Annotated in this window: 12 protein-coding genes; 4 read left to right on the top strand and 8 right to left on the bottom strand. The window is 56.1% G+C overall.

The genetic code is table 11. The features are described from left to right. Positions 1-4: 4 nt before the first annotated feature. Entirely contained in the window at positions 5-1987 is a 1983-nt protein-coding gene (locus tag AC5Q5A_RS12625; RefSeq protein ID WP_493895489.1) for a heme lyase CcmF/NrfE family subunit, read from the bottom strand. A gap of 224 nt (positions 1988-2211) precedes the next feature. On the opposite strand from AC5Q5A_RS12625, the gene AC5Q5A_RS12620 reads away from it, so the two are divergent. Continuing rightward, positions 2212-3231, top strand: a complete 1020-nt coding sequence (locus AC5Q5A_RS12620; RefSeq protein ID WP_493895488.1) for a cation diffusion facilitator family transporter — start codon at positions 2212-2214, stop codon at positions 3229-3231. Positions 3232-3327: 96 nt separating this feature from the next. On the opposite strand, the gene AC5Q5A_RS12615 is transcribed toward AC5Q5A_RS12620, so the two are convergent. The 5 genes from AC5Q5A_RS12615 to AC5Q5A_RS12595 all read right to left on the bottom strand — a co-directional run bounded on the left by AC5Q5A_RS12615 (position 3328) and on the right by AC5Q5A_RS12595 (position 8085). Beyond that, entirely contained in the window at positions 3328-4098 is a 771-nt protein-coding gene (locus tag AC5Q5A_RS12615; RefSeq protein ID WP_008889771.1) for a PhoH family protein, read from the bottom strand. A gap of 340 nt (positions 4099-4438) precedes the next feature. After that, the gene (arsJ, locus tag AC5Q5A_RS12610) at positions 4439-5665 is read right to left on the bottom strand and encodes an organoarsenical effux MFS transporter ArsJ (protein WP_197146582.1); all 1227 of its coding nucleotides are present in this window, start codon (positions 5663-5665) and stop codon (positions 4439-4441) included. Positions 5666-5670: 5 nt separating this feature from the next. Then, positions 5671-6696: an ArsJ-associated glyceraldehyde-3-phosphate dehydrogenase gene (locus tag AC5Q5A_RS12605; RefSeq protein WP_493895487.1), complete on the bottom strand. Its 1026-nt coding sequence runs from the start codon at positions 6694-6696 to the stop codon at positions 5671-5673. A 12-nt stretch (positions 6697-6708) separates the two neighbouring features. After that, positions 6709-7740: an ACR3 family arsenite efflux transporter gene (gene arsB / locus AC5Q5A_RS12600; protein ID WP_493895486.1), complete on the bottom strand. Its 1032-nt coding sequence runs from the start codon at positions 7738-7740 to the stop codon at positions 6709-6711. After that, positions 7741-8085, bottom strand: a complete 345-nt coding sequence (locus AC5Q5A_RS12595; protein WP_197146585.1) for an ArsR/SmtB family transcription factor — start codon at positions 8083-8085, stop codon at positions 7741-7743. A gap of 160 nt (positions 8086-8245) precedes the next feature. Between AC5Q5A_RS12595 and AC5Q5A_RS12590 the strand changes: the two genes are divergently transcribed. The 3 genes from AC5Q5A_RS12590 to AC5Q5A_RS12580 all read left to right on the top strand — a co-directional run bounded on the left by AC5Q5A_RS12590 (position 8246) and on the right by AC5Q5A_RS12580 (position 11357). Then, a complete protein-coding gene (locus AC5Q5A_RS12590; RefSeq protein ID WP_063089224.1) occupies positions 8246-8569 on the top strand; it encodes an ArsR/SmtB family transcription factor in 324 nt (107 codons plus the stop codon). Between the two features lie 51 nt (positions 8570-8620). Then, complete coding sequence (locus AC5Q5A_RS12585) at positions 8621-9658, top strand: permease (protein ID WP_493895485.1); 1038 nt, start codon at positions 8621-8623, stop codon at positions 9656-9658. Positions 9659-9761: 103 nt separating this feature from the next. After that, complete coding sequence (locus AC5Q5A_RS12580) at positions 9762-11357, top strand: peptide chain release factor 3 (RefSeq protein WP_008889778.1); 1596 nt, start codon at positions 9762-9764, stop codon at positions 11355-11357. Positions 11358-11433: 76 nt separating this feature from the next. Here the strand turns inward: AC5Q5A_RS12580 and AC5Q5A_RS12575 are convergent, their stop codons facing one another. Further along, entirely contained in the window at positions 11434-11763 is a 330-nt protein-coding gene (locus tag AC5Q5A_RS12575) for an AzlD family protein (protein WP_197146586.1), read from the bottom strand. Beyond that, a complete protein-coding gene (locus AC5Q5A_RS12570; RefSeq protein WP_493895484.1) occupies positions 11760-12605 on the bottom strand; it encodes an AzlC family ABC transporter permease in 846 nt (281 codons plus the stop codon). The genes AC5Q5A_RS12575 and AC5Q5A_RS12570 overlap by 4 nt, the downstream gene beginning before the upstream one ends. Positions 12606-12622 lie beyond the last annotated feature (17 nt).

Here is a 12622-nt window from a genome sequence, read left to right as displayed (position 1 = left end):
TGGCTTATTCTGCGGGCACTGCTTTGGCGGCAGTTTTGTGGGAACGGGCCGGTGCCCCGATGCGATAACGACGATCCGAAAGCGACATCAATCCGCCAAACACCATGACAAGCCCGCCAAACCACATCCATGGGATCAGCGGTTTGACATAAAACCGCGTGATCCATTTGCCGCTTTCATCCTGATCGCCGATCACGGCATAGATATCGCCGGTGAAGCTTGATTGAATGCCGGCCTCTGTCGTTGGCATGCCTTCGACCGTATAGACGCGTTTTTCCGGTGTCAGGACAACAGTGCGTTCGCCCGGTGTGGTGATGGTAATTTCCGCTTCGCGGGCAGCATAGTTCGGGCCCTGATATTCACGGATACCAGACAGGATAAAGGTATGCCCGGCAAGTTCGGTGCTTTCGCCAACGGCAAGTGACTGAACGGCTTCTTCGGTCCAGGCCTGCGATCCGGTGATACCCGCCACCACGATTGCCACACCTGCATGGGCCAGCATCGTCCCGTGGGCCGAGCGCGGCAGATTGCGCATGCGGCGCAGGCTGGTGCCAATTGGCTCGCGGAACAATTTAATCCGGCCCGACCATTCAAGGATCGATCCGACAAACAGCCAGGCTGCAAGCCCCATCCCAAACAGGGCAAAGGCCGGACCACCCGAAAGCCAAAGTGTCACCAGCACGACAACGGCGGCAACCGCAAGGGCGATCTTGAGCTTGTTAAACACGCCGAGAAGGTCGGCACGTTTCCACGGCATCAACGGCCCAAAGGCCATCGCGACAATCACCGGCGTGATGATCGGAACGAAGGTCGCATTAAAGAACGGTGCACCGACCGAGATTTTTTCGCCAGTCAGGGTTTCAAGCAACAGCGGATAAAGCGTGCCGAGCAACACCATGGCGGCGGCAATCGACAAAAGGACATTATTAAAAATAAGCGCCCCTTCACGCGAGATCGGCTGAAACAGCCCGCCACCCTTCAATGTCGGTGCCCGCCAGGCATAAAGTGTCAGCGACCCGCCAACGGCAATAAACAGCAGAAACAGGATAAACACCCCGCGCGTCGGATCGGTGGCAAAGGCATGCACCGATGTCAGCGCGCCCGACCGCACAAGGAACGTCCCCAGAAGCGAGAAGGAAAACGCCAGGATCGCCAGAAAAATGGTCCAGCTTTTAAGCGCGTCACGCTTTTCCACCACGATGGCCGAATGCAAAAGCGCGGTTCCCGCAAGCCACGGCATGAAGGATGCGTTTTCGACCGGGTCCCAGAACCACCAGCCACCCCAGCCAAGCTCGTAATAGGCCCACCAGGAACCAAGCCCAATGCCAGCGGTCAAAAAGACCCAGGCTGCCAGCGTCCACGGCCGGACCCAACGCGCCCAGGCCGGATCAACCCGGCCTTCAATAAGGGCTGCGACCGCAAAGGCAAAGGCGACTGAAAACCCGACATAGCCGAGATAAAGGAACGGCGGATGAATGGCGATGCCCGGGTCCTGCAACAGCGGGTTCATGCCTTCCCCGTCAAGCGGCGGGTTCAAGACGCGCTCAAACGGGTTCGAGGTCAGAACAATAAACAGGATAAAGCCAGCCCCTATCAGCCCCATCACACCCAAAACGCGCGCAAGCAGGGTCGGCGGAAGATTGCGGCCAAATGCCGCAACCGCGCCGCCAAACAGGGTCAGGATCAGCACCCAAAGCAGCATCGATCCTTCGTGATTGGCCCAAACGCCGGTGATCTTGTAGATCATCGGTTTGGAGGTGTGGCTGTTAGCCAGAACGTTAAGGACCGAGAAATCAGAGCTGACATAGGCATAGGTCAGCGCAAGAAAACTTGCCGCGACCAGTGCAAAGCATGCCAAAGCCAACCGTGGTGCGACGGCCAGAAGTGCGGCGTCACGCCGCGATGCCGCCAGAAACGGTACGGTGGATTGGGCAACTGCCATCACCAATGACAGTATCAGCGCGTAATGTCCGATCTCTACAATCATATTATCGTTTCTCGTCCCTAGCAGGCTTTACAGTATCAATTATGTGCCCGGATGCGACATATAATCCCTTTAAAAAGGCTTGGAAACCTTGCGGAATATCAAATATGCGCTATTTGCTGCCCTAGGACGGGCGAAAATATGGCAATAGACATTACATATTGTACGCAAACAGGCTATAAAACGGTGGTCAGTAAGCGTATTGGTAGGCCAGAGGTTGACAACTGATGAGTCAATGTCCCGTCATTGACATAGCACAGAAAGAGACTTGGGCGCGTCGTGCAACGACGGCCTCCATTGTCATTGCTGCGACACTGATCCTGATCAAGGCTGTCGGCTGGTTCCTGACCGATTCCGTAAGCCTTCTATCTTCCATGATTGATAGCATGCTTGATGTTGGTACCTCTGTGATCAACTTCATGGCTGTGCGTTCGGCTTGGCGTCCGGCGGATTACGATCACCGGTTTGGCCATGGCAAGGCAGAACCGCTGGCCGGTCTGTTCCAATCGGCCTTCATGATTGGCGCGGCGATCCTGGTTCTGGCCGAGGCGGCATCGCGCATCACCGAACCCATGCCAATTTCCTTTGCCGTCGAAGGCCTTTGGATCATGGGCGTTTCGCTGGTCATGACCATTGGCCTGGTATTGCTTCAGCGCAAGGCGGTGCGGATTTCAGGCTCCGCCGCGGTCGAGGCGGACTCGCTTCATTACAGCAGCGATATCCTGTCCAATCTGGCGGTGATGATTGCGCTGTTTGGCGGGATGTCGGGCCTTGCCTGGGCCGATCCGGCGATTGGCGGGCTGGTTGCGATCTTCCTGCTCTATTCCGCGGTCAAGGTTGGCCGGACCTCGGTCAAGGTTCTGATGGATGCGGAACTGCCCGAATCTGATAGCCAGCGCATCATCGAACTGACGATGAAAAACCCCGATGTCATTGGCATTCACCGTCTGCGGACCCGGTCATCGGGCGTGCATCGCTTTGCCGAGATCGAACTGATCATGGATGGCGGCATGCTGATGCGCGAATCGCACACCATCTGCCATCAGGTGATGGACAGCATCCGTGCGGAATATCCTGATCTCGATATCACCATCCATCCGGAACCGCCCGAAGACATCCACCTTGATGAATTCAGCGGCTATACCGAGGATCCGGAATTCTGGCACACCGGCCGCGCCAAACGTGCTGGCCAACATGACATCCCGGTCAATAACAGTGGCGGCGAAGTGGCTGCCATGGGGCGCTAGGCGCCAGCCGGTTTCGCAGATGACCACAAAAATGGCGGACCCTTTCGGGCCCGCCTTTGTTTTATGCAGTGTTTTTGCAGTTTGCTGTGTTGAAACCTAAAGAACGGTCAACATGCTTGCGACCAGCGGGTGGCGGACGATGTCCTTGTCACGCAGCTGGACACAGGCGACATCCTCGACATTTTCAAGACGTTCGGACATTTCCGAAAGACCCGACATTTCCGGCAGAAGGTCGGTCTGGTCAGGGTCGCCGGTCAGGATCATGGTGGAGTTCCAGCCAAGGCGGGTGACCAGCATCTTAAGCTGTCCGTATGTGCAGTTCTGCGCCTCGTCGATCACCACAAAGGCGTTGTTGAGTGTTCGTCCCCGCATATAGCCGATCGGTGCAATCTCGATCGTGCCATCGGAGATATAAGTCTTAAGTCGCTTGGCCCCCAGACGATCATTGAGCGCATCATAAAGCGGGCGCAGATACGGGGCCATTTTGGCTTCGACGTCGCCTGGCAGGAAGCCGATATTTTCCCCGGCTTCAACCGCCGGGCGGGCCAGAACGATGCGGGCGATATCCCCGTTATCAAGAGCTTCGACAGCCTTGGATACAGCGATATAGGTCTTGCCGGTGCCGGCCGGGCCAAGGGCCATGACCAGATTGTAATTGTCGATGGCATCCATCAGGGCTGCCTGGTTTTCACTTTTCGGGCGGATGTTGCGGCGGTAGCTTTGATCGCGTTGTCCTTTCTGTTCTGTTCCGGTCTGATCCGACCCGCCAAGCGGGTGCCAATCAGCATTGTTTTCATCAAACAGTTCATGAACATTGTTATTAGACTGCTGCGGACGGTTACGACGACGTGCTGCGCGCTTACCCATGACAATCACCTCAACAAAGTGGCCAAAAAAGCAAAACGCGCCATTCCGTTATGGAAAGGCGCGCATTCAATTTTCATCTCGCGATGGAAGTGGCGGTAGGAGTTTCCGCCGGTCACAGCATGTTGCATGTGCGATCCGGGGGGCGAAAATTCTCGGTTTAAGACGCTTTTTCGCGGCACTCGGGAACTCCTCCTGCGGTCCAGTTGTTGACCGTTAATTGGAATCGTACCCCTATATGCAGTGTCTTGTCACGGCTTTTTGCGCGATTAAAGTTTCATGAATTCGCTTTATGAGTCTTTTCAGGTATTTATCCCGCATCTGCGAAGGAAGTTTTTTCCAATCAACCGTGCGTTGGTGTCGCTGAGCGCGATGGCAGGGCGCTACTGATCACCCAGGCGAGCGTTAAAAACGCGATTGATGTCACAAGGCATCCGACCAACCCGCCATAAAGATAGGCCACCCCCGAAAGCACCGTTCCGGTCAAACGCCCGATGGCGTTCGACATATAATAGAATCCGACATTCATCGCGACCTTGTCGCCCTCGGCATAGGCAAGGATCAGGTAGGAATGCAGCGATGAATTGATCGCAAAGACAATCCCGAACACCAGCAACCCACCCAGAACGGCAAGTTCCGGGGCGAAGTTCTGTGTGATGGCGATGGCAATAGCAGCAGACACGGCAATAAGGGCGGCGATCCAGATTTGCGCAGTTCGGCCATCGGGTTCACGGGTTTTTGCACGCAGCATCTTCGGTGCAATGGCCTGAATAAAGCCATATCCGATCACCCAAAGTGCCATGTAACTGCCGACCTCGATATGGCCCCAGCCAAGCTCGGATGCCAGAAATACCGGAAGGCCCACGACAAACCAGATATCGCGCGATCCAAACAAAAACAGCCGGGCGGCAGACAGCACATTGATCTTGCGATCACGCGAAAAGACATCGCGGAATTTCGGCTTCATCGCACCGGCCGGGCCTGCCATCGCAGAGCCGAGCGATATCGCAACCGCCACAAGTGTCAGGGCAAGACCTGCCGCCATCGCCAAAAGCGCACCGGAAAAACCAAGCCAGGACAGCAACGCACCGCCCATGAAAAAGCCCACACCCTTAAGCGCGTTCTTCGATCCGGTCAAAAGCGCCACCCAGCGGAAAAGCGCCCCCTCGGCATGGGCGGGGACCAGAACCTTGATTGCCGACTTGCTCGACATTTTGGTCAGGTCCTTGGCCACCCCCGATGCCGCCTGAAGCCCCATGACATAAGCAACCGAAATCGCCGGAAGCCAATCGGGATTGGTAAAGGATAGGGCGGTCAGCGATGCAATTTGTAATGCCAACCCGGCAAACAGGGTAAAGCGCAATCCGCGTGCCTGCGCCAGCCATCCACCGACCAGATTGGTGACGATGCCTGCCACTTCATACAGGATGAACAAAAGCGCGATTTCAAATGCCGAATAGCCCAGCGCATGAAAGTGCAACAGCACCAACATACGAAGCGCCCCGTCGGTCAACGTAAAGCCCCAATAGGCCCCGGTGACCAGCGCATAGTTGCGGATTGCGGCCGACATTTTTGCTATTTCCCCAACAGGTGTTGCGCGACTTTGGCCGCCAGATCTGCCATCCGGCAGACATATCCCCATTCATTGTCATACCAGGCCAGGATTTTGACCTGCCGCTTGTCGATCACCATGGTCGATCCGGCATCGATGATCGAAGATCGGCTGTCATTAAGGTAATCGGCACTGACCAGCGGGCGTTCTTCATAGCCAAGAATACCGGCAAGATGGGTTTCCGATGCCTCGCGCATCAGCCGATTGACGGTCTCATTATCGGTGTCCTCGGCGACTTCAAACACACAATCGGTCAGCGACGCATTTAGCAACGGGACACGCACGGCAATGCCGTTCAGCTTTCCCTTGAGTTCCGGGTAAATCATCGTGATCGCAGTCGCCGACCCGGTGCTGGTCGGGATCAGCGATTGCAGGCAGGACCGCGCCCGGCGCAAATCCTTGTGCGGCAAATCGACAATTGTCTGGGTGTTGGTCACATCATGAATGGTGGTGATCGATCCATGCACGATACCAAGCTTTTCATGCATGACCTTGACCACTGGTGCCAGACAGTTGGTGGTGCAACTTGCCGCGGTCAACAGGTGATGCTGGGTTGGGTCATAAAGATCGTCGTTCACGCCGTAAACGATGTTAAGCGCACCTTCCTTGACCGGGGCGGCGACGATGACTTTCTTAACCCCCTGATCGAAATAGGGCTGCAATGTTTCGGGCGTTTTGAACTTGCCGGTGCATTCCAGAACAATGTCGCATCCCATGCCAACCCAATCGGTCTCTCCGGGGATGGCATTTTCGCTAAAGCTGATCTTGTGCGTCTGATCGATCACCACATGATCGTCGATGCAGGCAACACCATTGCCCCAGCGGCCATGGACCGAATCAAATTCCAGCAAGTGGGCTGCGGTAACAGCCCCGCCCTTGATTTCGTTGATATGAACAAATTCAAGGTCCGGGTGCCCCCATCCTGCGCGCAGAACCAGACGGCCCATGCGGCCAAAACCATTGATGCCAATGCGGATTTTGCGGCTCATATCAGGGCTCCGTTAGTTTGCAATTTGCGATGGGGTGAACCAGCCACGGGTGCGGTTGGCAATGGCGACAAGCGACAGCATCACGGGCACTTCGACCAGCACACCAACCACGGTGGCAAGGGCCGCCCCCGATGAAAAGCCAAACAACCCGATGGCGGTCGCTACAGCCAGTTCAAAGAAGTTCGAGGCCCCGATCATCGAAGACGGGGCGGCGATTTTATGCTCCACACCCAGCAGCTTGTTGGCGACATAGGCGATGGCGGCAATGAAATAGGTCTGCAAAATGATCGGCACCGCCAGAAGGGCAATGATCATCGGCTGGGCAATGATCTGCTGCCCCTGAAAGGCAAACAGCAGAACCAGCGTGCTGAGCAACGCAATCATCGATACGGGTTTGAGCTTGGCATCAAAGCTGTTGAACGCCGCGACCCCGCCTTTCATGACGTGATTTCGGATGATCTGCCCGGCAATCACTGGAATAACGATAAACGCCACAACCGAAATGGTCAGCGTTTCCCACGGAATGGTGATTGCCGAAATGCCGAGCAAAAGGGCCACAATCGGCGCAAAGGCAAAGATCATGATTGTGTCATTGAGTGCCACCTGGGTCAGCGTAAAGTTCGCATCCCCCTTGGTCAGGTGCGACCAGACAAACACCATCGCCGTGCAGGGGGCCGCCCCCAAAAGGATCAGACCGGCGATATAGCTTTCGATTTGTGACTCGGGCAAAAGCGGGCGGAACAGAAAGCCGATAAACAACCAGCCAAGGGCCGCCATGGTGAACGGCTTGATCAGCCAATTCACACCAAGCGTGACACCGATCCCGCGCCATTGCCGACCGACTTCGTGAAGCGCACCAAAATCGACCTTCATCAACATCGGCACAATCATCAACCAGATCAGAACTGTCACCGGCAGATTGATCTCATAGGCGGTCAGATTGCCAATCGCCTGAAAAACGCTGGGGAACATCTCGCCCAAGACGATGCCGACCACGATGCTGACAGCAACCCAGATGGTCAGAAAACGTTCGAAAATACCCATCTAGCAGCATCCTTTTTTATCGACGGTGGCAGAACGGCTTGGCAGCCCGCACAGTTCGGGGTGCCCCTGACAGCAGTCATCGGCAAGAAACCCCAGCAGGTCACGCATGGCATCGGGAACGATCCGGTAAATGATCGACCGGCCTTCGCGAGTGCTGGTAATCAACCCGGCCTGACTAAGTGTGGTCAGATGCGACGACATGGTGTTGTGCGGAATGGATATCTGCCGGGCCAGTTCGCCCGCGGCAATACCGTCATTCCCGGCCCGGACCAGCAACCGGAATGCTGCCAGTCTGTGTTCCTGTGCCAGGGCGCCAAGGGCGCTGATTGCGTGTTTTGTTTCCATATGTCGGGAAATATCGACATATACTAGTGCTGGCAAGTGACATTTGTATTGCAGTGGTGGTCATCCACAAGTGCGACGTCAAAAGGATATTTGAATCAGTCAGATGCGGGAGTTTCAGAAAATGTATTTAAATAACTAGAAATATAGTTATAATGGCCGTATGAGCGAAAAAACCATTGCACCGGCCTTTGCCGCACTAGGCCACGAAGCCCGTCTGAAAATCTACCGTCTGCTGGTCAAGGCCGGGGACGAAGGGCTTAATATCGGCGATATCGGGCGGGTGCTTGGCCTTCCGGCATCGACCCTTTCCCATCATCTCGGCACCTTGGTTCAGGCTGGTCTGGTCAAACAGGAAAAACTGGGGCGCGAAACCCGTAACCGGGCGGATTTCGATGTCATGCGCGATCTTGTGGGCTTCATCACCGACGAATGCTGCAGCGGTGTCGATCTTGATGTCGCCGGTGAAACGGAAAAGGCCTGCTAGGGCGGGTCTCTTTTTTTGGATCAATATAACTAATTTTCTAGGGATATAGATATGAGTGCACTGACATTTCAATTGCGCCGCATCGGTACTTCTGCCCGTCAAACAGACCGGGTTTTGCTGGCAGCCTGCATCATCCTTGCTGCGATCTTTATCTTTGACGCACCGCAATTTGTCCCAAGTTTGCAGTTCACGGCTGAGTCCCTTGTTGGCACGGCACCGTTTCTGGTGCTCTCAATCGGTATTGCCGCCTATGCGACGGCAACCGGGGCCGATAACCTTATTTCGCGCGCCTTTGCCGGGCGACCTGTGCGGATGGTGTTTACCGCTGCGGCCTTTGGGGCGCTGTCGCCATTTTGCTCCTGCGGGGTGATCCCGCTGATCGCGGCCCTGCTTGCGATGGGGGTTCCACTGGCACCGGTCATGGCGTTTTGGCTGGCAAGTCCGGTGATTGACCCGGCGATGTTTGTTCTGACTGCGGGCACGCTTGGGACCGAATTCGCGGTGATTAAAATGATCTCGGCGATTGGTCTTGGTCTGATGGGGGGCTTTGTCACCCTATGGTTGGGGTCGCGGGGCTTCCTTGCCGATCCGTTGCGTGATGGCGTTGGTAATGGTGGCTGCGGCGGGGCCAAGGTCCGCTCGCACAAGGCGGTTGTCTGGAAGTTCTGGCGCGATGATGAACGGATCAAAAAGTTCAGATCGTCCGCCATTGCCAACATGATCTTTTTGGGCAAATGGATCGCCTTTGCCTTCCTGCTTGAAAGCATCATGGTCGCCTATGTCCCGGCTGAAAGTGTCAGTGGATTGCTTGGTGGTGACGGGATCGGCCCGATTGCGATTGCCACCCTTGTCGGGGTTCCGGCCTATTTGAATGGCTATGCCGCGCTTCCGATCATGGAAGGCCTGATTGCGCAGGGTATGCAATCGGGCGCGGCGATGGCATTTCTGGTGGCTGGCGGGGTATCGTCCATCCCGGCGGCGATTGCCGTTTTTGCGCTGGTCAAAAAGCCGGTCTTTGCGCTGTATCTGGTTTATGCGCTGGTCGGTTCGTTCGCAATTGGCGTTATTTCGCAAGTCTGGCTGGGTTAAACCGCCCGCTTCATGTCCGATATGATGATTTCACGGTGGCAATGACGTTAAAAATCGCTACATTGCGCGCCAAGAAATTCATATCGGATTAAAGTTGATAACCATGTCGATGATTGACAAGCAGGTATCGCGTCGCCGTACCTTCGCTATCATTGCTCACCCGGATGCGGGTAAAACCACCCTGACCGAAAAACTGCTTCTTTTCGGGGGTGCCATCCAGATGGCTGGTGCAGTGAAGGCGAAAAAGGAACAAAAGGGTGCCCGTTCGGACTTCATGAAGATCGAACAGGATCGCGGTATCTCCGTGTCTTCTGCCGTCATGACGTTCGAGTTCGAAGAAAATATCTTCAACCTGCTTGATACGCCGGGCCACGAAGACTTTTCCGAGGATACCTATCGCGTTCTGACCGCCGTTGACTCGGCTGTCATGGTGATTGACGGCGCGAAGGGCATCGAGGCCCAGACGCGCAAGCTGTTTGAGGTCTGCCGTCTGCGTGACGTGCCGATCACGACGTTCGTTAACAAGCTTGACCGTGAAGCACGGGATTCGTTCGAACTGATTGATCAGATCGAACAGGATCTTGCCCTTGATGTATCGCCGGTTACCTGGCCGATTGGCTCGGGCCGTGATTTCCATGGCTGCTACGATCTGGTCAATGATCAGCTTCTGTTCATGGAAAAAGGCGGCAATGTCGTCAAGGAAGCCATTCCGATCAAGGGGCTTGATGATCCAAAGCTTGATGAACTGATCCCGGATTACCTTCTGGAAAAGCTGCGCGAAGAAGTCGAAATGGTGCGCGAAATCTGCCCGCCATTTGATTTGCAAAGCTACCGCGAAGGCCATCTGACCCCGGTCTTCTTTGGGTCGGCCGTCAATAACTTTGGCGTGCGTGAATTGTTGCGCGGCATTGGCGAAATCGCACCGACCCCGCGCCCGCAAGAAGCGGCAACGCGCCTGGTCGAAGCGGTCGAGCCAAAGGTCGCCGGCTTTGTATTCAAGGTGCAAGCCAACATTGACCCGAACCACCGTGACCGCATTGCGTTCATTCGTCTGTGCTCTGGCCATTTCAAACGTGGCATGAAGCTTAAGCATGTGCGCGCCGGCAAACTGATGGCCGTGCATAACCCGATGCTGTTCTTTGCCAATGAACGTGACATTGCCGAAGAAGCTTGGCCGGGCGATATCATCGGTATTCCGAACCACGGCACGCTGCGCATTGGCGATACCCTGACCGAGGGCGAAGATCTTCGCTTCCGCGGTGTTCCGGCCTTTGCCCCGGAATTGCTCCAGAAAGTCCGCCTTGATGATCCGCTTAAGGGAAAACACCTTCAGCGCGCGCTTGAACAGCTCGCCGAAGAAGGCGCATCGCAGGTCTTCAAGCCGATGATGGGCGCGGACTGGATCGTTGGCGTGGTCGGACAGCTTCAGTTCGAGGTTCTGAAAGAACGCATCTCGGCCGAATACGGCATCAAGGTGCATTTCGAACCGACGCCTGCCTATGCCGCCCGCTGGGTGGTGGGCGATGATCCGCTTGAAATCAAGAAATTCCGGGATGCCAACCAGTCCGCGCTGTTCGAAGACCATGACGAAACACTGGTCTTCATCGCGCGTAACGCCTGGCACCTTGAAACCACGCAACGCGACTGGCCGAACCTCAAATTCGAGGCCACCCGCGAACAGAACCTGATTGCGGCGTAATTACTGCACGCAGCCAAACGCAAAAAGCCGCCTTCATCCGAGGGCGGCTTTTTCTTTGCGGGTCTTCGGCGGTTGTCTAGTTGCCGATGAAATAGCGGCCAACACCGACCAGAACCATCCCCACGGCCATGGCGGCAAACAGGTTTCGCGCAAGCGCCATGGTAATCACGGTGGCGGCTGCCCCGGCAATGCCAATCGCACCTGCCGAAAGCGCACTTGGCACCCAGACGGAAATCAAAACCGCACCGGGCAGGCGTTCCAGCACATGCGCCCAGCGGCCATGTTGCGGCAAACGGTCCGCCATCAAAAGCCCACCCAGACGCATGCCATAGGTCACCGCCGCCATGCCAAGGATGGTCAAAACGGCCTCAAGGCTGAAACTTGTCAGATCAGGGAATTGGGTCATTTTCCTGTCTCCGTGACGGGTGTGGCTTCGACAATGCCTTCCGGCGCGCCATAAGCATCCCGGCCTTCAACCGCAAATTCGGCCTCAAGGCTGTCATCATCCATGTCTTCGCGCCAGGTCAGGGCGGCGACAAGGACACCGGCACCCGCACCGGCCAGGATCGACCAGGTGCCGGGCAGGGTGTAATGGCCGATGACGGATCCAATCGCGGCGGCAATCCATGGCAAAAGGTCAACCTTGCCCTTCCACATGCCGATGGTCAGCGCGGCAAAGACGGCGGTGAAGGCGAAATCAAGCGCATAAACCTCCGGGTCGGGAATACCCCCGCCAAGAAGGTAACCCACCGTATTGCCGGTCGCCCAGACCACACCCAGGAAAATCCCGCCGCCCAGCAAAAAGCCGGGATTGGCCAAATCCTTTTGCGTCATCGACACGGCCCAGTTTTCATCGGCCACCATATGCATGCCGGTCACCTTGACCCACAGCGGACGACCGCGAAACACCGGTCGCAGCGACGCCCCGATCAGGATATAGCGCATATTGATCACCGCCGTTGCGATGATGATGGTCGCACTCGGAATGGTTTCGCGCCAAAGATCGACCGACACGAACTGTGCCGATCCGGCAAATACAGCGAGGCTCATGAACAACAGCTCGCCAAGTGACAAGCCGCGCTGCGCGGCCAGCACACCAAGCACCGCACCAAAGATAATGGTGCTGGGCAAAAGCGGCAGGCAGGCAAGGGCACCGCGCCGGATGGTATCCGCGTCGAAATGCCCTGTATGGGACTGGTTTTGGGTCTGGTTCTCGGTCTGAATTTCGGTCTGCCCGGGGCGTGACATTTCCGACGTTTCCTGTG

The sequence above is a fragment of the Thalassospira sp. CA1 genome, from assembly GCF_059052855.1.
The sequence above is the reverse complement of the archived record's forward strand: the minus strand, read 5'-3'. Positions and strand labels throughout refer to the sequence as shown.

Coding starts and splice junctions, on each gene's coding strand:
- AC5Q5A_RS12615 (WP_008889771.1), bottom strand. CDS start 4,098: ATGGGTAAGCGCGCAGCACGTCGTCGTAACCGTCCGCAGCAGTCTAAT.
- arsJ (WP_197146582.1), bottom strand. CDS start 5,665: ATGTCGGCCGCAATCCGCAACTATGCGCTGGTCACCGGGGCCTATTGG.
- AC5Q5A_RS12570 (WP_493895484.1), bottom strand. CDS start 12,605: ATGTCACGCCCCGGGCAGACCGAAATTCAGACCGAGAACCAGACCCAA.
- AC5Q5A_RS12625 (WP_493895489.1), bottom strand. CDS start 1,987: ATGATTGTAGAGATCGGACATTACGCGCTGATACTGTCATTGGTGATG.
- AC5Q5A_RS12575 (WP_197146586.1), bottom strand. CDS start 11,763: ATGACCCAATTCCCTGATCTGACAAGTTTCAGCCTTGAGGCCGTTTTG.
- AC5Q5A_RS12620 (WP_493895488.1), top strand. CDS start 2,212: ATGAGTCAATGTCCCGTCATTGACATAGCACAGAAAGAGACTTGGGCG.
- AC5Q5A_RS12585 (WP_493895485.1), top strand. CDS start 8,621: ATGAGTGCACTGACATTTCAATTGCGCCGCATCGGTACTTCTGCCCGT.
- AC5Q5A_RS12590 (WP_063089224.1), top strand. CDS start 8,246: ATGAGCGAAAAAACCATTGCACCGGCCTTTGCCGCACTAGGCCACGAA.
- AC5Q5A_RS12595 (WP_197146585.1), bottom strand. CDS start 8,085: ATGGAAACAAAACACGCAATCAGCGCCCTTGGCGCCCTGGCACAGGAA.
- AC5Q5A_RS12580 (WP_008889778.1), top strand. CDS start 9,762: ATGTCGATGATTGACAAGCAGGTATCGCGTCGCCGTACCTTCGCTATC.
- AC5Q5A_RS12605 (WP_493895487.1), bottom strand. CDS start 6,696: ATGAGCCGCAAAATCCGCATTGGCATCAATGGTTTTGGCCGCATGGGC.
- arsB (WP_493895486.1), bottom strand. CDS start 7,740: ATGGGTATTTTCGAACGTTTTCTGACCATCTGGGTTGCTGTCAGCATC.